This is a genomic window from Rhodococcus sp. NPDC056743, assembly GCF_042790355.1.
Lineage (GTDB): Bacteria > Actinomycetota > Actinomycetes > Mycobacteriales > Mycobacteriaceae > Rhodococcus_F.
The window spans coordinates 125,343-145,168 of record NZ_JBHTZI010000014.1; the positions used below are offsets into that span (position 1 = coordinate 125,343).

20 protein-coding genes are annotated in these 19,826 nt (G+C 61.2%); 8 read left to right on the forward strand and 12 right to left on the reverse strand.

The annotated features are described in order from the left end of the window. Positions 1-4 precede the first annotated feature (4 nt). On the reverse strand, positions 5-991 hold the full coding sequence (locus tag ACFRFQ_RS28480; RefSeq protein ID WP_378664961.1) for a hypothetical protein: 987 nt from the start codon (positions 989-991) through the stop codon (positions 5-7). 15 nt (positions 992-1,006) lie between these two features. Continuing rightward, positions 1,007-2,026 (reverse strand): hypothetical protein, encoded by a 1,020-nt coding sequence (locus tag ACFRFQ_RS28485; protein ID WP_378664962.1) that lies wholly within the window; start codon positions 2,024-2,026, stop codon positions 1,007-1,009. Positions 2,027-2,177: 151 nt separating this feature from the next. Here ACFRFQ_RS28485 and ACFRFQ_RS28490 point away from each other — a divergent pair, with 151 nt between their 5' ends. After that, on the forward strand, positions 2,178-3,275 hold the full coding sequence (locus ACFRFQ_RS28490; protein ID WP_378664963.1) for an ABC transporter ATP-binding protein: 1,098 nt from the start codon (positions 2,178-2,180) through the stop codon (positions 3,273-3,275). A gap of 56 nt (positions 3,276-3,331) precedes the next feature. Here ACFRFQ_RS28490 and ACFRFQ_RS28495 read toward each other — a convergent pair whose 3' ends face one another. Together ACFRFQ_RS28495 and ACFRFQ_RS28500 are read right to left on the reverse strand one after the other, a co-directional pair. Continuing rightward, the gene (locus ACFRFQ_RS28495; RefSeq protein ID WP_378664964.1) at positions 3,332-4,021 is read right to left on the reverse strand and encodes an HAD family hydrolase; all 690 of its coding nucleotides are present in this window, start codon (positions 4,019-4,021) and stop codon (positions 3,332-3,334) included. After that, on the reverse strand, positions 4,021-4,839 hold the full coding sequence (locus ACFRFQ_RS28500; protein WP_378664965.1) for a DeoR/GlpR family DNA-binding transcription regulator: 819 nt from the start codon (positions 4,837-4,839) through the stop codon (positions 4,021-4,023). The genes ACFRFQ_RS28495 and ACFRFQ_RS28500 overlap by 1 nt, the downstream gene beginning before the upstream one ends. A 343-nt stretch (positions 4,840-5,182) precedes the next feature. On the opposite strand from ACFRFQ_RS28500, the gene ACFRFQ_RS28505 reads away from it, so the two are divergent. Genes ACFRFQ_RS28505 through ACFRFQ_RS28520 form a run of 4 tightly spaced genes read left to right on the forward strand, consistent with a single transcriptional unit; the run spans position 5,183 to position 9,214 of the window. Continuing rightward, positions 5,183-6,139 carry a carbohydrate ABC transporter permease gene (locus tag ACFRFQ_RS28505; protein ID WP_378664966.1) on the forward strand — a complete coding sequence of 319 codons (957 nt, stop codon included), beginning with the start codon at positions 5,183-5,185 and terminating at the stop codon, positions 6,137-6,139. Beyond that, on the forward strand, positions 6,139-6,993 hold the full coding sequence (locus ACFRFQ_RS28510) for a carbohydrate ABC transporter permease (protein WP_378664967.1): 855 nt from the start codon (positions 6,139-6,141) through the stop codon (positions 6,991-6,993). Before ACFRFQ_RS28505 ends, ACFRFQ_RS28510 begins: the two co-directional genes overlap by 1 nt. Positions 6,994-7,046: 53 nt before the next feature. Continuing rightward, on the forward strand, positions 7,047-8,423 hold the full coding sequence (locus ACFRFQ_RS28515; protein ID WP_378664968.1) for an ABC transporter substrate-binding protein: 1,377 nt from the start codon (positions 7,047-7,049) through the stop codon (positions 8,421-8,423). A gap of 2 nt (positions 8,424-8,425) precedes the next feature. After that, positions 8,426-9,214: a glycerophosphodiester phosphodiesterase gene (locus ACFRFQ_RS28520; protein ID WP_378664969.1), complete on the forward strand. Its 789-nt coding sequence runs from the start codon at positions 8,426-8,428 to the stop codon at positions 9,212-9,214. Here the strand turns inward: ACFRFQ_RS28520 and ACFRFQ_RS28525 are convergent. Beyond that, positions 9,160-9,921, reverse strand: coding sequence for an SDR family NAD(P)-dependent oxidoreductase (locus ACFRFQ_RS28525; RefSeq protein WP_378664970.1), 762 nt, complete (start codon positions 9,919-9,921; stop codon positions 9,160-9,162). The genes ACFRFQ_RS28520 and ACFRFQ_RS28525 overlap by 55 nt on opposite strands. A gap of 184 nt (positions 9,922-10,105) precedes the next feature. On the opposite strand from ACFRFQ_RS28525, the gene ACFRFQ_RS28530 reads away from it, so the two are divergent. Beyond that, a complete protein-coding gene (locus ACFRFQ_RS28530; RefSeq protein ID WP_378665000.1) occupies positions 10,106-10,903 on the forward strand; it encodes an SDR family oxidoreductase in 798 nt (265 codons plus the stop codon). A gap of 115 nt (positions 10,904-11,018) precedes the next feature. Here ACFRFQ_RS28530 and ACFRFQ_RS28535 read toward each other — a convergent pair whose 3' ends face one another. From ACFRFQ_RS28535 to ACFRFQ_RS28560, 6 genes are read right to left on the reverse strand one after another with little or no spacing between them, the layout of a single operon-like run. Beyond that, a complete protein-coding gene (locus tag ACFRFQ_RS28535; protein WP_378664971.1) occupies positions 11,019-11,840 on the reverse strand; it encodes a MaoC/PaaZ C-terminal domain-containing protein in 822 nt (273 codons plus the stop codon). Positions 11,841-11,854: 14 nt separating this feature from the next. After that, entirely contained in the window at positions 11,855-13,033 is a 1,179-nt protein-coding gene (locus ACFRFQ_RS28540) for a lipid-transfer protein (protein WP_378664972.1), read from the reverse strand. Then, positions 13,033-13,461, reverse strand: a complete 429-nt coding sequence (locus ACFRFQ_RS28545) for a MaoC family dehydratase (protein ID WP_378644162.1) — start codon at positions 13,459-13,461, stop codon at positions 13,033-13,035. Before ACFRFQ_RS28545 ends, ACFRFQ_RS28540 begins: the two co-directional genes overlap by 1 nt. Continuing rightward, entirely contained in the window at positions 13,458-14,573 is a 1,116-nt protein-coding gene (locus ACFRFQ_RS28550) for an acyl-CoA dehydrogenase family protein (protein WP_378664973.1), read from the reverse strand. Before ACFRFQ_RS28550 ends, ACFRFQ_RS28545 begins: the two co-directional genes overlap by 4 nt. Beyond that, positions 14,573-15,520, reverse strand: a complete 948-nt coding sequence (locus ACFRFQ_RS28555) for a MaoC family dehydratase N-terminal domain-containing protein (RefSeq protein WP_378664974.1) — start codon at positions 15,518-15,520, stop codon at positions 14,573-14,575. The genes ACFRFQ_RS28550 and ACFRFQ_RS28555 overlap by 1 nt, the downstream gene beginning before the upstream one ends. Next, on the reverse strand, positions 15,517-16,683 hold the full coding sequence (locus ACFRFQ_RS28560; protein ID WP_033236626.1) for an acyl-CoA dehydrogenase family protein: 1,167 nt from the start codon (positions 16,681-16,683) through the stop codon (positions 15,517-15,519). Before ACFRFQ_RS28560 ends, ACFRFQ_RS28555 begins: the two co-directional genes overlap by 4 nt. 135 nt (positions 16,684-16,818) lie before the next feature. On the opposite strand from ACFRFQ_RS28560, the gene ACFRFQ_RS28565 reads away from it, so the two are divergent. Next, a complete protein-coding gene (locus ACFRFQ_RS28565) occupies positions 16,819-17,271 on the forward strand; it encodes a nuclear transport factor 2 family protein (RefSeq protein WP_378664975.1) in 453 nt (150 codons plus the stop codon). 9 nt (positions 17,272-17,280) lie between these two features. On the opposite strand, the gene ACFRFQ_RS28570 is transcribed toward ACFRFQ_RS28565, so the two are convergent. Beyond that, positions 17,281-18,501, reverse strand: a complete 1,221-nt coding sequence (locus ACFRFQ_RS28570; protein ID WP_378664976.1) for a fatty acid desaturase family protein — start codon at positions 18,499-18,501, stop codon at positions 17,281-17,283. A 111-nt stretch (positions 18,502-18,612) separates the two neighbouring features. Between ACFRFQ_RS28570 and ACFRFQ_RS28575 the strand changes: the two genes are divergently transcribed. After that, positions 18,613-19,824 (forward strand): enhanced intracellular survival protein Eis, encoded by a 1,212-nt coding sequence (locus ACFRFQ_RS28575; RefSeq protein ID WP_378664977.1) that lies wholly within the window; start codon positions 18,613-18,615, stop codon positions 19,822-19,824. The last annotated feature ends 2 nt before the right edge of the window (positions 19,825-19,826 follow it).

The following is a 19,826-nucleotide window of genomic DNA, read 5'->3' on the forward strand; positions in this document are numbered from 1 at the left end:
TCCTTCAGTCGAAATCGACGTCATCCGTGCCTGTTCCGAGATCACTCGGCAAGGCGGCCACCCGTGCGGGAGACTTTTTCGTGATTCTCGCCAGCGCCTGCCCGACAGTCTTGGCCTCTGCCGTCGATCCCACATCCCGCAGGTCAGCCAACCCGTCATTCAAGTCGATGCGGTCTTCACCGATCCCCACGGTCAGGGCAATGAGTTCACACACGGCCGCGGGATCGTCGAGCTTGAGGAAACGCTCCCCCAACAAATCCGTCCAGTGGCCGGCGATCTCCGGATCGTTGTAATACGACGACTGGTTGGGCAACACGAAGTAGACGTTCCACTTTTCCTCCAGCTCGCGATACACCGAGGGAACGGAAATGTCCCGTCGAACCTTGTCGCCGATGACGTCGCGAATGTGACGACCCGACAGTCGCGGCTTGTTCAATTCGTCGCCGATGATGAACAGATAACCTTTGCGTCCCCGCTTCTCCCAAGCGTCGGTGCGTGTGTGACGGGCCATGAAATAGGCTGCCAGTTCGTAGCTTTCCGATTTCTGACCACCACCGTTCCCTTCGAGAAAGATGGTCCGCAGCTGCTCGTCCATCGCATTGCCCGACTCGAATTGCCCTACCTGCAGCGGAACCCGATCGGAATCCGCGTCGCCGATCCCACCGAACAGAATCTGAGGATCATCTGCATAGCCCTTACGTTGCAGCAATCCGTGCAGCTTCCCGAGCTTGTCCTGCATGATGCGCGGAACGGCGCCCATCGATCCGGTGACGTCGAAAAGCACTGCAATAGGTAAAGAATCAGGGTGCCCGTTCGAATCTCGGCACTCTCGAGTGTCTACGCCGAACGGATCAAGAGTGGGATCTGCTTTCCAACTGCTCCGCGGACGCGACCGGAGCGCATCCGTGTACCCGAAATCGTCGACACCGCGTGCGGCACGAAATGTCTTGCCCGCCAGATACGTGTTGTCGTCCCAGTATCCATATCCCATGATGATCACTGCCTTTCAGATTGCGGGGACGCTGAACGCCCGGAAAGTACGTTCGCCGTACAGAAGCTCGAGGAGTTCGTCGAACTCGCCGAGAAGGTCGACTGCGTCAGGTCGCAGCCGTGGATTATCTTGCATACACCCCAGCGCAAAAGTATTCATACGACTGGGAATTCGATCACCGAGCATGGAGTTCATCAGCCGATGTGCCATGTAGACGTCCCATCCCGGGGAAGACACTTCGCCAAGTTCCGGCGGGTAGGCATCTCGGCAGGAACTGATCTTCGCTGCCGGTCGCATCCCCGAACGAGTCGCAAACGACCAGCCCACCAGCACCACTCCATGCAGATCGGGCTGTATCAGCACGTTCTCGTCCACGATCGCGGTATGGACCCACCCCGTCTGATGTGCTGCCGCAAGTGCCCGTAACAGGCGTCGGTGCATCCAGGCCCAATCCCGTGGATCGAGGCCGTCCGGGTAAGCGCGGCGCACATCGGCAAGGGTGACAAAGCCGGTAGAGCGATCATCGAGCACATTGATCCGGCGCACTTCCCCCGAAGCCGGGTCGGCTGCCGAAATGCGGTCGATCAGCGTCGGAGTGTAAGGCGCCCCGCAGATGGTGGTGAGCGCCGACCTTTCAGATTCCATCAGCAGGTTTGCTCGCCGACTGCGAGGGATCTTCAGAACAACAGGTGCCCCAGATCGGTCCTGTGCGCGGTACACCGTCGACACTGAACCCCGAGCAACAAGATCACCCAACACGTACTCGCCGTTATCCCCGACGTATGTCACCGCGGAATGCACTGCTTCCGATTCCGCCAGCCAACTGCGGTACAACTCGTTCAGCCGAGTAGTTGCGGCAGCACATCGCGCGACATCACCTGCCCGCGCCCGATCCGGATGGACCGCAGCAACCAGGCAATGGAATTGACGCTTCGCCTGCCGGCGCAATTCCGTATCCGCGGTGGCACTTCCGAACAGCTCGGTCGAGGTTGTTGCCGCCTCGACAGTTTCGAGATCGTTCTTGACCGTGTTCATACGTTTTAGTCTAAGTGACTAAAACGTATTGCGCAAGATCTACTACACGGACACACTCCGTTCACCCGACTCGTGTTCAGTTGCAGAGGCGATACTCTCGCCCACTCACTCGGATCGTCGGGCACGTTCCTGCCCGTGAAGGGAATTCATCATGGCCAGCGTTACTTTCGACCGCGCAACTCGTTCATACGGGGGTACCGATCGCCCCGCACTCGACCAACTGGAGTTGGACATCGCAGACGGAGAGTTCCTTGTCCTCGTCGGACCGTCAGGATGCGGGAAGTCGACGTCTCTGCGGATGCTTGCCGGACTCGAACCCGTTGATTCGGGTCGCATCCTGATCGGTGATCGTGATGTCACCGACGTGGAACCTCAGCATCGCGATATTGCGATGGTCTTCCAGAACTACGCTCTATATCCACATATGAGCGTGGGAGCAAACATGGGCTTTGCCCTCAAGATCGCCGGGGTCCCGAAGCAGGAGCGGGAAGCTCGAGTCCTCGAAGCCGCGAGGGTGCTCGACCTCGAGCAGTATCTCGATCGGAAACCGAAGGCGCTGTCGGGTGGACAGCGGCAACGAGTTGCCATGGGTAGGGCCATTGTTCGCAATCCTCAGGTATTCCTGATGGACGAGCCGCTCTCCAATCTCGACGCCAAGCTGCGCGTTCAGACCCGTACCCAGATCGCCTCCCTGACCCGGCGACTCGGTGTCACCACCGTGTACGTCACCCACGACCAGGTCGAAGCAATGACCATGGGCGACCGTGTTGCGGTACTCAAAGACGGTGTGCTCCAACAGGTAGACACACCTCGCCGCCTCTACACCAGTCCCGCCAACATCTTTGTTGCCGGATTCATCGGCTCACCCGCGATGAGTTTCATCGATCTCGACCTCGACGACGGCGAAATGTCACTCGGCGGGACGACGTACCGCGTTCCACGATCCGTCGCCGACGCGTCACTGACTCCCCATGTCACAGTGGGCATCCGGCCGGAATCTTTTGTGCGGGTCGAGAGCGGAATCACAGTCACCGTCGACGTCGTCGAGGAACTCGGCGCTGACGCATTTGTGTACGGCCACACCACCATCAACGGTAAGCGCCATGAGCTGGTAATTCGAGAGGAAGGCAACACCGCGCCGCCGATCGGAGCGCAGTTCGACGTGCTCCCCGTAGCCGAGAGTATGCACCTCTTCGACCCGACCACCGGTACCCGCCTGTCCACCGACGACACGGCCGTACACGTATAAGCCCTGAAGACGCGAAAGTCCCGCCGCGGTTCGTCAGCGGCGGGACCTTCGCGTCTTCAGATGGACTGCAGTTCGAGCGTTGCTGCCCGCCCAGCCACCAACTCCTCGAGATCCGTGACCGACTTGCCGGCCAACGTCGCCCACAGGACAACGCCGGGATCTTCCTGCAGACTCACCATGTTCGGGACGCCCACTGCGACGGCACCCGCAGCAATCGCCGACGCCAAACCGGGAATCGAATCCTCGATCGCCACAACCTGATCCATGGAGATCGGACCCGCCAGGGCCGACAGATCGGCCCTGGCCCGCAAGTAGGGCTCCGGGTGAGGCTTACCGCGCTCCACCATGTCTCCGGTAACCATCAGCTGAAATGTTCCCGGTGGGAGCGCGCTTGCCACAGCCTCCGCCAGCGGCGCCTCACTCATCGTCACCAACACACAGGGGATTCCGGCCGCGCGAACCTGCGCCAACAACTCCCGGGCACCCGGACGCCACTCGATCGACTGCCGAACACCCGCCACGACGGCGGCCACCAGTTCGTCGACGATCTCGCGGATGGGCAGATCTGCGCCTGCCGCTCGAAGGACCGCAGCAGAGTCCGGCAGGGCCTTGCCCACCAGTGCTGTTGCCTGTTCGTCAGACCACTCCACTCCGTACCTCGACATCAAGGCACGCTCCGCCGCAAACCAACTCGGCTCGGTGTCCACCAATGTTCCGTCCATATCCCAGAAGACCGCTTGCAGCATCAGGACTTCCCTTCCTCTTGTAGCTCGACACGATCGGATGAAACGACACGCACCACAACACCCTGCGCACGGATATCCTCGATAATCCCCAGTGGCGCAGCGCCATCGGTGATCAATTCGTCGATCACATCCCACCCACACACTCGGTGTAGCGAGGTCTGCGCCAATTTGGAACTGTCCATCAGCAGAACCCGACGGCCGGCGCACCGGATCATCTCCGCTTTGAGCCGAACCACCTTCTCTTCCTGGTGGTACATGCCGTCTCGATCGGCGCTCGACGTCGAGAAGTACAAAGCGTCGACGCGCAGCTCACGAACTGCTTTGGCTGCGCCTTCGCCGACAAACGATTCATGGCCGGAGTCGAAGTCCCCGCCGATGGCTGTCACCGAAATGCCGGTCACTTCGGATAGTTCACGAAGAGATGGCAGATAGTTCGTCACGACCCGAAGTTCTTCGATCTCGATCAGATGCCGGATCATGTGGGAGGCGGTGGTGGAATCGTCGAGCATTATCACCTGCCCCGGTGCAACCTCCGTGGCAGCAGCGGCGCCGATCACCAACTTTTGTTCAGTGGCGATACGACGCCTCAGCGGTGCCGCAATTTCGTAACTGCTGGTTCGTTCGATGCTGACGCCACCCCTGAACTTCCGGACTATGCCGCGACGTTGAAGTTCGTCGAGATCACGGTGGACCGTCATCAACGAGATGTCGAAGTGAGCGGCCAGCGATTGCGCGGACGCCGATTCATCTGCCATCAGGCATTCGAGAATGCCGTCCAACCGTTCTTGCCTGGTGTGGGTGATCAATCGTCGACTCATCCAATACCTTGCTGTTGCTGGTGTGATTACACGTCATTTATATCACTCTTCCTGATATGAATGCTCGATGAACGAGTCGAGAATCTTGGGCGTGACAAACTGAAATTCCAGCTCGCTCAGCACCGATGCCGTCATGTCGCAAGCCCTTAAACATGCTGCACAACAACATATTTACCAATCTCACCACTCATCGGCACCTCTTCAACGATGACCGATTTGACCATTTGACGGCCACCTGCCCGAGTGAAACGATCACTGCGATCAACGAAGACGTAACAGCGTCGATGTGATCTTCACCGTCTCGCATCAAGAAAGCGATACCCCCGGAAGAAATGGTCTCGACATGTCGTTGACAACTCAACGCCCGGCACCGCCGACGGTCTCCACTCCTGCGAGTCGCGGATCAACCCGGGGTCGCCCTACACGAAAGCGTGAACGCAAGGGCTACAAGCTCTTTGTGCTCTTCACCTTCCCGAACCTCCTGTTGATAGCGGTCTTCGCATATTGGCCCGTAATCGGCAATATCTATCTCAGCCTCACCGAATGGGACATGATCGCTCCGACGCCGCTGTTCGTCGGTATCGACAACTACACCAAGTTGTTCAGTGATCCAGCGTTTCTCCGAGTATTGCGTCTGACCTTGGTTTGGGTTGTTGCGATTGTCGGCATCAGCCTCACCGCGGGACTCGCCCTGGCGTGCCTGTTCAATCGCCAATCGCGTGGACGCGCAGCCGTTTCCGCTTTGGCATTCTCACCACACATTCTCTCGGGCGCCGCGGTCGCCGCAATCTGGTTGTTCATCTTCGATCCGAACTACGGACTCTCCCGCGCGCTGTTCGGGTTGTTCGGAGCAGATTCACCACACTGGACGACGTCGAGTTCGTGGGCGATGCCTGCGCTGATCATCGTCTCGATCTGGAAAGGTGTCGGCTTTGTAGCCATCGTGTACCTGGCCGCACTTCAATCGATGCCCGCCGACGTCCTCGAGGCGGCTCGTCTCGACGGGGCAGGTGCCTGGCAGACATTCCGGCACATCACCATGCCGCTGCTCTCACCGACAACGTTCTTCCTCCTCATCACACAGGTCATCAGCGCCTTTCAGTCCTTCGACGTCATCGCGATGATGACAAGCGGCGGACCCGCTGGCGCCACAACCACTCTCAGCTGGTTCATCTACCAAGAGGGATTCAAGGCATTCAGTGCCGGCACTGCCGCCGCCGGATCCATGGTGATGTTTGTCGTCCTGATGGGCGTCACAGTGTTCCAAATGCGATTCGTCGAGAAGAAAGTGCACTACTGATGTCCGCACCCAGCAGAACGACAACCCCGACAAAGACGCGCATTCGCTTTCGCCTGTCCTGGATCGGACTTGTAGTTGTCGGCCTTGTCTTCGCCATCCCGTTCTACTGGATGATCTCGTCGGCATTCAAGCCGGAGAACGAGATCTACCAGTGGCCACTGCAACTCGTCCCCAGCCGCCTGGCGTGGGAGAACTTCAGCCACGCGTGGAATGCCGTTCCGTTCGGTGACTTCTTCGTCAACTCACTGATCGTCACAATCGCCGGTGCCACCGCGAAGGTCACCTTGGCAGTTTTCAGCGCCTATGCCTTTGCGTTCCTTCCCTTTCCCGGTAAGAAGTGGCTCTTCCTTGCGGTCTTGGGAGCTTTGATGGTGCCAGGTCACGTGACGCTGTTGCTCAACTACATCACCATCGGCAATCTCGGATTGATCAACACGTATGCGGGAATCATTCTGCCCGGACTCGCAAGTGCCTTCGGGACATTCCTTCTACGCCAACACTTTCTGAGTCTACCGAAGGAAGTCATGGAGGCAGCAGAGCTCGACGGTGCCGGACACATCCGCAAGTTGTTCTACTTTGCGTTGCCGATGTCCGTTCCCGCGGTCGTCACCGTTGCGCTGATCGCTGTCATCGACGAGTGGAACGACTTCATCTGGCCTCTTCTCGTCACCAATTCCGTCCAGATGCGCACTCTTCCCATCGGTTTGATGGCACTCAAGGAGAGTGAGGGTGTGGACAACTGGGGCGCAATCATGGCAGGCACCACCATGGTTGTCCTCCCCATGCTGCTGCTCTTTCTCTTCGCTCAGCGATTCATCGTCGCCGGGCTTGCCGGAGCGTCTGTCCGACGCTGATCGGTTTTCCGACCTTTCCCTGCCAGTTCAGCATCTTCCAGGAGATAACCACCATGTCGCTTTTTGCCCGATCAGGCTCAGCGCAGAAGCCTGTGAACATCTCTCGCCGCAGCTTTCTCACTGCTGCCGGCATGACGGCGATCGCACTACCCGTACTCGCGGCGTGCGGTAGTCCCGCCGGCGGTACGGCGTCATTTTCGGCGCCGGACGTCAAGGCCCCCAGCGAGTTTTCCGGGAGGACCAACGTCGTCATCTGGAGTCCGTGGTCGGGTAACAACCACGAGGTCTTCACCGGAGTGGTCGACGGCTTCAACCGCTCACAATCCGATATCTACGCAGAAGTTCAACAGTTCAACGGGTACGACGGCGTCACCGAGAAGATCGCCGCCGGCCTCCAGGCCAGGCAGATCCCCGATATCGGCGTCTTCTCCGACGTCTCGTGGAACAAATTCTTCCTCAACGACACACTCGAACCGCTCGGCGGATACTTCGACAACAACTTCGGCCCGAGTACGTTCAACGAGCGTCTGTTCACCGAGGGTGTTGTCCGCGGCGAGTCCTACTGGATTCCGTTCGGCCGGTCGACGCCACTCTTCTACTACAACAAGGAGATCTTCTCGTCCGCAGGCCTGCCGGATCGCGCCCCCGCTACCTGGGATGAATTCCGTTCGTGGGGAAGGCAAATCAGCGGCCAGAACTACAACGGCAACTCGCTGAAGATGCGCGCGTACACCGGTGCCGACGACTGGTACATGCAGGGATTGATCTGGAACTTCGGTGGATCGATCTCCGACGGCCTCGACGTCACCGTGGACTCGGCCGCTGCGATTGCCGCAGCAGAGTTCGATCGGGCTGTGATCAACGACGACAAGATCGCGTACCTCGCACAGGAGATCAACAACGACTTCATCAACGGCCAGGTCGCAACCATCACGAACTCCACCGGCTCTCTGACCGGATTGATCAAGGGCGCTCAGTTCGAAGTCGGTGCCGGTTTCCTGCCTCAACAGAGCACACACGGCGTGCCGACCGGTGGTGCCGGGCTCGGAATCATGAAGAACGCCAGCCCGGAACGCAAGGAAGCCGCCGCCCAGGTACTCGCGTATCTGTCCGGCGAGGAAGCGTCGTCGACCTGGACCGTCGGAACGGGGTACCTACCGTCGACCATTTCCGCGGCAAATTCCACCAAGGTCCGCCAGGTCATGGCCGATAACCCGAACTACAAACTGGCCGTCGACCAACTCGAGCTCGCCCGCCAGCCTGACGCAGTTCGACGGTACGTCCAGAGCACCATCACGGAGATGCGCACCGCAATTCAGAAGCTGTACACCGAAAATGCCAACGCCGAAGCAACTTTGAAGGCAACGGCAACCAAGCTGCGCGCAGACACAGAATCTGTACGCAAACTCTACGAAAGCAAGGTGGCCTGACCATGCGATCCGAATCATTCACCCTGGTGGGCCATCGCGGCGCCATGGCTCACGCACCCGAGAACAGCATCGCGTCATTTCGCCTCGCGGAAGAGATGGGCGTCGACGAGATCGAACTCGACGTGCGCTTGACCGCTGACGGCGTTGCGATCGTGCTCCACGACGCGACGCTCGATCGCACTGCCGCCGACGACACCGGTCGCGGACTCGGCCCCGTCGCTGAACTGACCTTCGACCAGATCAAAGACATCGAATTGGACTCCGGACGCGGGGTCTTGACCTTCGACGAGGCGCTCGACAACACCACAGTGACCTTGCAGGTGGAGATCAAGGCCATCGAGGTGGTGCCGGAACTCGGACGAATCGTGGCGGCACGCCCGGAAGACGCTCAGCGCATTCAGTTCACGAGTTTCTCAGCCGAGGCTCTGCTCGCTGTTGCAGAGGCCGCACCGTTCATACCGCGCGGACTGATCGTGTCCGAGTATCCGGCCGCCGACGCTCACCCCGCCGGCGTCGAATCCGTTCTTGCCGCCACCGGTTCGGGTGCCTTCTACTGCGGCTGGAACGGGCTGACCGCAGAACTGGTCCGCGACCTCCACGAAGCCGGATTGCAAGTTCACGCCTGGCCCCTGCGCACACCGGAAGATGCCGAACGAGCCCTCGAACTCGACGTGGACGGCACGACCACGGATTTCCCGGCGGAAGCCATCGAGTGGCTCGACAGCGCGCGGCAGAATTACCCCCAGCGCGACTGTCCGCCGTCGAGCGGGATGGTTGCACCCGTCAGATAGCCGGCATCTTCGCCGACCAGGAAGACGACGGCCCGCCCGATGTCGGTTTCGGGATCTCCGACGCGCCCCAGCGGGATTCCCGCGACAAAGGCTGCCGCTTCTTCCGGGTTCTTGTCCATCCACCACTGCAGGGCCGGTGTCTGCGCGTGGGGCGCAACGTTGAGGACGCGGATGTTGTCCTTGCCCCACTCGCAGGCCGCGGCGCGGGTGAGTGCGCGCATGCCTTCCTTGACGGAGCCGTAGGCACCGTAGTTACTGGCATCCCAGCGCACTGCTGCGGAAGTGACCATGTTGATGATGACGCCGCCGCCGCGGCTGTTCAGGTGGGGGTACGACGCCTGCATCATGCGCAGGGTCGCGAGCGGTCCCGTCGCGAAGGAACGCTCGAAGTCTTCGTCGAGCACCGTGAGCAGTGCGCCGGGCTTGCAGTCGTTCGCGTTGTTGATCAGGATGTCGATTCCGCCGAACAGTTCGACGGTACGGTCCACTGCTGCAGTGATGTCGTCCTTCTTGCTGACGTCACAGACGACTACCTCGCCGCGGGCACCGATGTCGGCGAGAAGTCCACAAGTTGTGTGGAGCTTGGATTCGGTGCGACCGGCTACCGCGATCTCGGCACCTTCCTTGGCCAGGGCCAAGGCAATGCCTTGGCCGATTCCCTGACCTGCACCGGTGATGAGTGCAACTTTGCCGTCGAGCTTGCCCATGTGATTGCTCCAATGTCCTTTTGCGGGAGGGGACTGGTCGATTCTGGTGACTGCCGGTGTTGGTCGTCTACACTCAACGAACTAAGCAACCAAGCATTTGCTTGACCCTATGACGACCGACACTGTCGCGTCAATCACACTGGGCGGCAAATCGGCTCGGCCCCAACAGCAGGAAGGCTCCACCGTGACACTCCCCAACCCCGTCGATTTCAGCGGACGCTCGGTGATCGTCACCGGCGGCACCAAGGGCATCGGCTTTGTCATCGCCGAAACCTTCCTCGCTGCCGGAGCAAACGTGCTGGTCTGTGGCCGAAACGAGCCGGAAAAGCTGCCGTCGGCTGACGGTCGAACCGCTGCGTTCAAATCCACGGATGTCCGTGATCCCGCTGATGCCGCAGCGCTCGTCCAGGATGCCGTTGATCGCTTCGGTCGCCTCGACGTTCTGATCAACAACGCCGGCGGCTCCCCCGACGCCGACGCAGCCACCGTTTCCCCTCGTTTCGTGGAGAAGATCGTGGCCCTGAACCTGCTGGCACCCTTCAACGTTGCCCAGGCTGCAAACGCAGTCATGCAGACGCAGGACAACGGCGGCGCCATCATCAACATCGGCAGTGTCTCGGGCATCGACCCACAGCCCGGCACCGCGGCATACAGCGCCGCCAAGGCCGGACTGTTGGTCCTGACAAAGGCTTTGGCGCTCGAGTGGGCACCCAAGGTTCGCATCAACCACATCACGACCGGCTTGATCCGCACGGAAGCCGCCGCAGAGGTCTACGGCCCCGACGGCGGAGCAGCCGTAACCGAAATCATCCCGATGGAGCGCATGGCCGTACCGTCGGATATCGCGAATTCCTGCCTGTTCCTGGCAAGTTCACTCTCGTCGTACGTCACGGGAACCGACATCGCCGTCCACGGCGGCGGCGAGTACCCGGCCCGATACCTGGCAACCCACCCCGAGCTGTTCACGCGCACCAGCTCGTAAGACCGTATAAACAAGGAAGTCCTCGAGCAATCGCTCGAGGACTTCCTTGTTTCGTGTGAACAACTGCGGGGCGCGACGGGGAGGTCAAGCGCCCCGCAGTTGAGTCTGGTACCGGTCAGCGAGCGGAGAAGCTCACTCGCGCACCGGAAATCGCTACCTGACCATCCTTGTGTACCTGGAATGCCAGGTCGTCGGGAGTTCCCCAGGCCACGATGGACGGCGCTTCACCCGGATGGATGGCCGCGGCGAAGCGACCCTCGAGGCTGACGAGGTCGGCCGGATGCACTCCGGCGACCCGAGCCAGTTCGAGTGTGCTCGCAGCCAACGTGCACAAGCCGTGCATGATCGGACGCGGCTGATTGATGCGCGCTGCGGCCGCGGGGTCGATGTGGATGTGGTGCATGTCGCCCAGGAGTCGGTACATCGCGGTCTGGTTCTCTGCTGTGGTCAGCACACCGGTCAGCGACGGCTCACCAGTCGGCTCCGCGGGACGCGACGGTCCGCGTTCTCCGCCGAATCCACCAGCGCCGGGAGCAAAAAGTGACCAGGTCGCGACGAAGTACTCGCACTCGACCTTCACCTCGAACACCGCGGCGGCGCCCTTGTCCCACACCTCGCCGACCGAAGCCTTCAACGTCACTTCACCGCTACGCGGCAGCGGGGCAAGAACTTTCAGTTCCTGCGAGCCGTGCAACGCCGTCGAGGTGTCGAAAGCGCCCGCTGAACCCAGAGCGTCCGGGGCCCACTGCGCCAGCGTCAGAGCAAACGTCGGCAGTACCCGAAGCTGATCCTCGAAGACAAGGTCCAGCTCGGTTGCCTTGGCGCCCACGGCAAGTGCGTACAGGATCGCGTCGCGCTCGGTGTAGGCGACGGTACGGGTACCGAGGTCCGCTCCGCGCCAATCGCCGGCGGTCTTCGTTGTTTCCGAAGTAGTCACGTTCAATTCCTCTCTCACACAGCGCCGAGAATGAGACCACTGGTGGGTACTGCTGTTCCGGCAGTGACCAAGACGTTCTCGACACCCTCGGGCTGATTGGTCGACGTACCGCGAATCAGTCGCACACCTTCGGCAACGCCGTTGACACCGTGCAGGTACGCCTCGCCGACCTGACCACCGTGAGTGTTCGCCGGCAAGCGTCCACCGATCTCGAGATTGCCCTCGCGGATGAAGTCCTTCGCCTCGCCGGGCTTGCAGAAGCCCAGTTCTTCGAGCTGCGGAAGCACCAGCGGCGTGAAGTGGTCGTACAGGATCGCGGCGTTGATGTCGTCCGGCGTCAGGCCACTCTGGCTGTACAGCTGACGACCGACCAAACCCATCTCCGGAATACCCGTGATGTCGGGGCGGTAGTAACTGGTCATCATGTGCTGATCCTTGCCACTGCCCTGAGCGGCGGCCTTGATGAAAGCCGGCTTGTTGGCCAGATCCTTGGCGCGTTCAGCGGAGACGACGACGAGCGCCTGGCCACCGTCTGTTTCCTGGCAGCAGTCGAGCAAGTGCAGCGGCTCGGCGATCCAGCGGGAATTCTGGTGATCCTCGAGCGTGATCGGACGCTCGTAGAACCAGGCAGCCGGGTTGTTGGCGGCGTGCTTGCGCGCCACCACTGCAACTCGGCCGAAGTCCTCACTCGTCGCACCGTACTGGTGCATGTAGCGCCGGGCGAACATAGCGACCCACTGAGCGGGAGTCGACAGACCCTGCGGGGTCATCCACGCATACGCCGCACGGTCCGCAGTGGTCGCCATCGGGCGATCGTGCTGGCCCAGACCGTAACGCTCACCGGATCGCTCGTTGAAGGCGCGGTAGCAGACAACGACATCGGCAACGCCCGTCGCAACGGCCATCGCTGCCTGCTGCACGGGTCCACATGCAGCGCCACCGCCGTAACCGATGCGAGAGAAGAACGTCAGCTCACCAAGACCGCAGTTGCGGGCAACGATGGCTTCGCCGTTGGTTTCCGCGGTGAACGTGGAAAGTCCGTCGACCTCGGACGGTGCGATACCCGCGTCCGCGAGTGCGGCGACGATGGCCTCACACGCCAACTGCAGTTCCGTGCGGCCGGAGTTCTTGGAGAACTCGGTCGATCCGATGCCGACGATGGCAGCGGCTCCCGAGAGTGGGCTGATCGCCATCAGGGCCTCCCCTCTTCCTTGAAAGCGACTGTGACGGTGCCGGATGCATGGTTGCCGAGGCTGTTCGCGCCCTGCACCTTGACCACGACAACACCGTCTTCCTTGGACACGACCTCACCGGTCATCGTCATGGTGTCACCCGGGTAGTTGGGTGCGCCGAGACGAATGGCGATCCGACGCAGGGTCGACGCCGATCCGGCCCAGTCGGTGACGTACCGGCCGACAAGACCGTTGCTCGTCAGGATGTTCATGAAGACATCCTTGGAGCCGCGTTCCTGCGCCAGGCTCGGATCGTGGTGCACGTCCTGGAAATCGCGGGTGGCAATAGCGGTCGCGACGATCAATGTGCGGGTCAGCGGGATCGCCAACTCGGGGAGAGCCTCGCCGACCTCGATGTCCGCGTAGCTACGACCGACGAGAACGGTCATGCGAGCACCTCCACACCGGATGCAAGCTGCGCACCCAGACGCGCGAGGTCGGAGCTGGAACCGCCGAGGGTGGCAGCAATCTGCTTGCCCCACAGCAGGTGACGGTGAACCGGGTAGTCGGTGTCGACGCCCATGCCGCCGTGGACATGTGTCGTGCGATGCACGACGCGCTGTCCGCCGTCGGTGGCCCACCACTTGGCGACGAGTACCGAGGTGCCGAGATCCAGCCCCTCGGAAATGCGCCAAGCGGCCTGCCACAGTGTCACTCGCATCGCTTCGAGATCGATGTAGCAGTCAGCGAGCTGGTGGTTGACAGCCTGGAAGGTCGCGAGCGGACGGCCGAACTGCATGCGTCCGTTCAGGTAGGTGACAGCCTGCGCGACAGCGCCCGAACCGACACCCCATTGAATTGCGGCCAATGCCAGTTCAACTCGGTCGATCAGCCACGGCACCGTGGAACCGTCGGCAGCGCCGATGAGCTTCGCCGGTGCACCGGCGAAGGTGACGTTGGCGCAGATCTCCCAGTTGGTGGATTGTGTCTGTTCGAGCGTCACTCCTTCGGCACTCAGGTCCACCAGCAGCAATGCCGTACCGGTGGAAGTGGTTGCCGAAACGAGCGCGAGGTTCGCGATGTGAGTCATCGGCACAACGGCTTTCTCGCCGGTGAGCGTCCAGTTGCCGTCGGCGTCCTGCGTAGCCGTCGTCAGTGGGTCGCTGCCCGTGTACGGGCCGAATTCCTCGAGCCCGATCGTCAGGAATCGACTGCCGTCGGCGACACCTGGAAGAAGCTCGGCGCGAAGGGAATCGGAACCGAACTCGTTGATCGCCAACGCTGCGAGCGTTGTCTCCCAGATCGGTACGGCCGCAACGTGGCGACCCTGCTCCTCGAGCAGGGTGTACAGCTCGGACAAGCCGAGACCGCCGCCGCCGAACTCCTCGGGCAGGGCGATACCGAGCAGGCCCGTGGTCGCGAGTTCGCGCCACAGTTCACGGTCGACGCGCTCGCTGGAGAGTTCGATCTCCTTGGTGCGCTCGATCGTGGCCTTGCTGGTGAAGACCTCGTCGGCCAGTGAGCGAATTGCGTCCTGCTCTTCGCTGAAATTGAAGTCCATCAGTGCTCCTCGCGTGCGGCCGGCCGGAACGCGGGAAGCGTCAAATCCGGGTCGGCGTCGATCCAGTCAAGTTCCACGGGCATGTCGACCACGACATCTTCGGGCGCGATACCCACCATGTTGGCGATCAATCGGGTCCCCTCTTCGAGTTCGATGACCGCAACGATGAGCGGGTAGTCGAACGCATCGATCTTGGGGTGGTGATTGACCACGAAGCTGTACACCGTGCCACGGCCCGACGCGTCGATCGTGTCCCACTCGAGTGACTGGCACTCCCCGCACATCGGGCCGGTGGGATGACGCAACGTCTTGCAGGACGTGCAGCGCTGGATCACCAGACGGTGATCCTTGGCGGCTTCGAACCAGAAAGCGTTGTCCGCGTTGAGAGCCGGGCGCGGGCGCAGTGCACGCGGAGCTTCCGGAGCCTTGGCTTCCTGCGGCTTGAACCGCAGTGTCCGCCACCGCTGCGTGCCGACAACCTCGTCGTCGCCGTTGCGGTACGTCTTGAGCGTCGTGACGAAGTGTCCGACGCCCAGGCCGGTCTTCTTCTCCGGGGAGATCGATTCGATGACCTCCGTGTAGTTCACACGATCGCCGGGACGCAGTTCGGTGAGGAACTCCTGATCGGAATCGGTGGCCACGACGGAGCTGTAACCTGCTGCGTCGAGGGTGGCGATCAGATCGGTCCACACCGGCGACGGGTCGTTGCCTGCCATCTTGTCGGTGAACGTCCGCATGATCCAAACCTGGAGCATCTGGGCGGGAGCAACGACGCCGTCACGGCCCGTGGCGCGGGCAGCTTCGTCGTCGAGGTAGACGGGGTTGGTATCCCCCATGGTCTCGGCCCAATGGCGGATCATGGGGATGTTGACCTCGTCGGGTCCCCACGTCGTGGGAACCAAAGTCTGGCCGACAAAAGCGTCGAGTTGCGCCGAAATGTCGCTCACTTGACCCTCTTTTCGCGAACGAGACCCAAGCCGATGGTGCCGACCATGTCGCGCAGAACCTCGTTGACGCCGCCGCCGAAGGTGTTCACGACACCCTGACGCGAGATCTGCTCGATCTGACCGGCAAGCAGCGCGCCCGGAGACTCGGGGCGGATGCGTCCGGCGGAGCCGAGAATTCCCAGCAGGGTGCGGTAGACGTCGACGTGGGTTTCGGTGCCGTACGTCTTGGTTGCACCCGCATCGGCTCCGGAAAGCGTGTCCTGCGCCACGGCGGCCGTCATCTTCCAGTTCAGCAGCCGCATTGCTTCGAGCTTGGCATGTGTGCGCGCAAAGTCCTGCTGGACCCAGGGGATGTCGATGGCGCCGTTTTCCTTGGCCCAGTCCAGGACCAGGTTCCACAGACCGTAGGTACGGCCACCGATGGCCGCCAAGCCGATTCGCTCGTGGTTGAGCTGCGCCGTGATGAGCTGCCAGCCGCCGTTGACCTCGCCGACAACATCCTTCGACGGGACGCGAATGCCGGAGTAGTAGGTCGACGTCACCATCAGACCGCCGACGGTGTTGATCGGTGACCACTCGAAGCCTGCGTCCTCCGTGGGAACGATCAGGATCGAGATGCCTTTGTGCTTGGGGGCGTCCGCGTCGGTGCGGCAAGCCAGCCACACGTAGTCGGCAGTGTTGGCACCACTGGTGAAGATCTTGTTGCCGTCGACGATCCACTCGTCACCGTCGAGGACCGCACGGGTCTTGAGCGAAGCCAAGTCGGTTCCGGCTTCCGGCTCGGTGTAGCCGATGGCAAAAACGATATCGCCGGCCAGAATGCCGGGCAGGAAGCGTTCCTTCTGCTCTTCGGTGCCGTACTTCATCAACGTCGGCCCGACGGTATTGACCGTCACGAAGGGGAACGGCAGTCCAGCACGCTGAACCTCGTCGAAGAACACGAACTGCTCCTCGATGGAGCGTCCCTGGCCACCGAACTCCTTGGGCCAGCCGATACCGAGCCAGCCGTCCTTGCCCAGCAACTTCACGATTTCACGGAAGTACTCGCCGCCCACACCTTGTTCACCGGCAGCGCGGCGCTTCTCCTCCGGCAGCAGCGTCGCGAAATACGCGCGCAGCTCCTTGCGGAGCTCCTGCTGCTCGGGCGATTCCCTCAGATCCATCGCTGTTCTCCTATGGCATTCATGGCTGGCAACTCTTGGGCTGGACGCTATCCAGATGCACATCGGGTCGCTGAATATGTCTCGTTGAGCGGGAGGAACAAACATGAGCGCGGTCACATGCGCTGGGATGGGTGCATGGAATCTTCGGATCGCGTCGCACTCACCGACTTGGCTGCCAGATACGCGCAGGCTGTCGACAGGCGAAATCCCTCCGCTCTCGCCGCGCTGTTCACCGAAGACGCCAGGTTCGTCCTGCCGCCGGCGTTGAACGGCACCGACGCTCCGACGGAGATCCAGGGCAATACGGTAGTTGCGTCGTCGGTAGTCGACGCCGTCTCACACCTGCACTCGACGCGGCACATCGTGCAGCAGCAGGTCCTCGATTCGGACAGCGCCACCACTGCGCACGGCGAGGCGTACTGCTCCGCGCACCACATCTATCCCCGCGGCGACGGGTATCGGAACAACCGAATCGAGATTCGCTACCAGGACAGTTTCGAAAAGGTCGACGGAACCTGGCTCTTCTCGCGTCGCGAACTTGTTGTCGACTTCGCCGAAGACGTGCCGGTTATTCTGCTCGGCAAGTAGTGGCGAGCGTCAACCCGCAATCATGGCGATTGCTGTTCGCAGCCCACGACGCTTACCGGTCTGCGGATCGACGCCGAACACTTCCTTGATGCCACCCCGGACGCGAAACTTCAATTCGGAATGCGTTTCCGGTGCGTCGTCCTGAGAGGCCGAGAGAAACCTGTTGGGAAGCGACAACTTCCAGATGGTGCGCAGTGTCAGTCCGTATTGCTTCCACAACGGGCCTGTGGTGTACGGAAGATCGTACTTGTCACATAATTCACGAAGGGGCACAGCGATTTCCGAGTATCGATTGCTCGGTAGGTCGGGAAAGCAATGATGCTCGATCTGATAGCAGAGGTTGCCGCTCATGAATGCCATGATCGGTCCGGCATGAAAATTGGCCGATCCCAGCATCTGCCGTAGGTACCATTGCGAGCGCGATTCGTTCTCGAATTCCTCGAGTGTGAACTTCTCGGCTCCGTCCGGAAAATGCCCGCAGAAGATGACCGCGTAACTCCAGTAATTGCGAATGAGATTCGCAACGATATTTGCCGTCAGTGTGGTCTTCCATGCTGGACCGGTCAGAGCCGGGTACAGAATGTAATCCTTGGTCACTTGCCGTGCGATCTTCTTGCCGACTTCCTTTGCCATCTCGGATTTGTCCGACCACTTCACCTCCCCTTTACGGAGCTTGTCCGTCTCCAGATGGTGAAGCGCCACTCCCCATTCGAACAGAGTCGCCAGCGCAAAATTGGTGATCGGCTGGAACAGATAGTCCGCGTGCCACTTCTGATCTCGCGTGACCCGCATGATGCCGTAGCCCACGTCATTGTCGAGACCGACGATATTGGTGAACTTGTGATGGGTGAAGTTGTGCGAGCGCTTCCAACCCGAAGATGGACAGGTGTTGTCCCACTCCCAGTTACTCGAGTGAATTTCGGGATCGTTCATCCAATCCCACTGACCGTGAATGATGTTGTGGCCGAGTTCCATGTTCTCGATGATCTTGCCCACCCCCAGCAGCGCTGTCCCCAGAATCCACGCAGGCTTCTTCTTGCTGGCAAACAGGACAACACGACCGGCCACCATAAGAGAGCGTTGAAACGCGATAGTTCGCTGAACGTATCGAGCGTCGCGCGCACCGCGCTTCTCCTCGATGTCGAGCCGAATAGCATCCAGTTCACGCCCGAGTGCCTCGACATCTTCCTCGGTGAGGTGCGCATATTCCTTGATATCGGTGATCGCCACTGTGCTCTCTCCTGTCGCGGGGCCGGTTCGTCGGACGGTACCCCCGAGAATCGCCGGTGAAACGTCTGCTCGCGCTATACGTGCGTCACCGCGGAATCTGTGCCAGCATCAATGAGCGTGAGCCCCGACAACCAGATCACCATCCGAACTGCCACTGAAGCCGATTGGCCGGCAATCCAGTTGCTCGACTCCACGGGGTTCGGATTCCACCCGTCGACAGCCGACAAAACACTCACCCGCACGCTCTACCGCCCCGAAGACATCGTTGTCGCGACCGAGGGTGATCAAGTGGTCGGGCTGGCCATCGAGTTCGACATGGAATTCACCGTTCCCGGCGGGCATCAGCTGCCGACTCGGGGAATCACCTGGGTATCCGTCGCCCCGACGCACCGTCGCCGCGGGATCCTGCGCTCGATGTTCGTCCGGCTGCACCAACACATCGCGTCGACCGGCGCTCCCCTGGTGGCTCTGACGGCCAGCGATGCGCGCATTTACAACCGGTTCGGTTACGGCCCCGCAACCGTCAGTGAGAGCATCACGATCGATCGACGTTCTGCCGATTTCCGCCGCGAAGCTCCGACCGGCAGCGGTGTGCGGATCACCGACGCGCAGACCGCAGCCACGCTGCTGCCGGCAATCTACGACCGCTGGCGCCTCGTCACTCCCGGCGCTCAAAGGCGTCCCCAGGCGCATTGGGATTTCACTTTTGCCGACCCGTCGGACCATCGAGCCGGCGCGTCCGGACTGTTCTTTCTGACACATCCCGACGGCTACGTTTCCTACCGGCACCGACGCGACGGCTCCGACAGCGTCGTCGATATCGCCGAGTTCGTTGCGATCGATGTCGACGCGTATGCCGCGTTGTGGCGGACGATGTGCGGACTCGATCTGGTGACCCGTATCGAGGCCGAGCAGCATCCTGATGATCCGCTGCGATTGATGCTGACGGACTACCGCTCGGTCCGGACAACGCGTCGATCCGACCGTCTGTGGATACGGATCATGGACGTTCCAGCGGCGCTCGAAGCTCGAGAATATGCCGCTGACCTCGACACCGTCATCAAGATCGAAGATCCGTTCCTCGACGCGGGAGGCACATTCGCGCTCAGCATCCGTGGTGGAAAGGCCACCTGCCGGCCTACGGACGCCGACGCCAGAATCACGATGCCGTCCGATGTCTTGTCCAGCATCTACCTGGGTTCGCATCAGGCCCGAATCTTCGCGGCAGCAGGCCGTGTGCAGGCCTCGACCCCTCAGGAGATACGGGACATCGACATTGCTTTCGATACCACGCGCCCCGCGGTAATGGGATATGGTTTCTGACT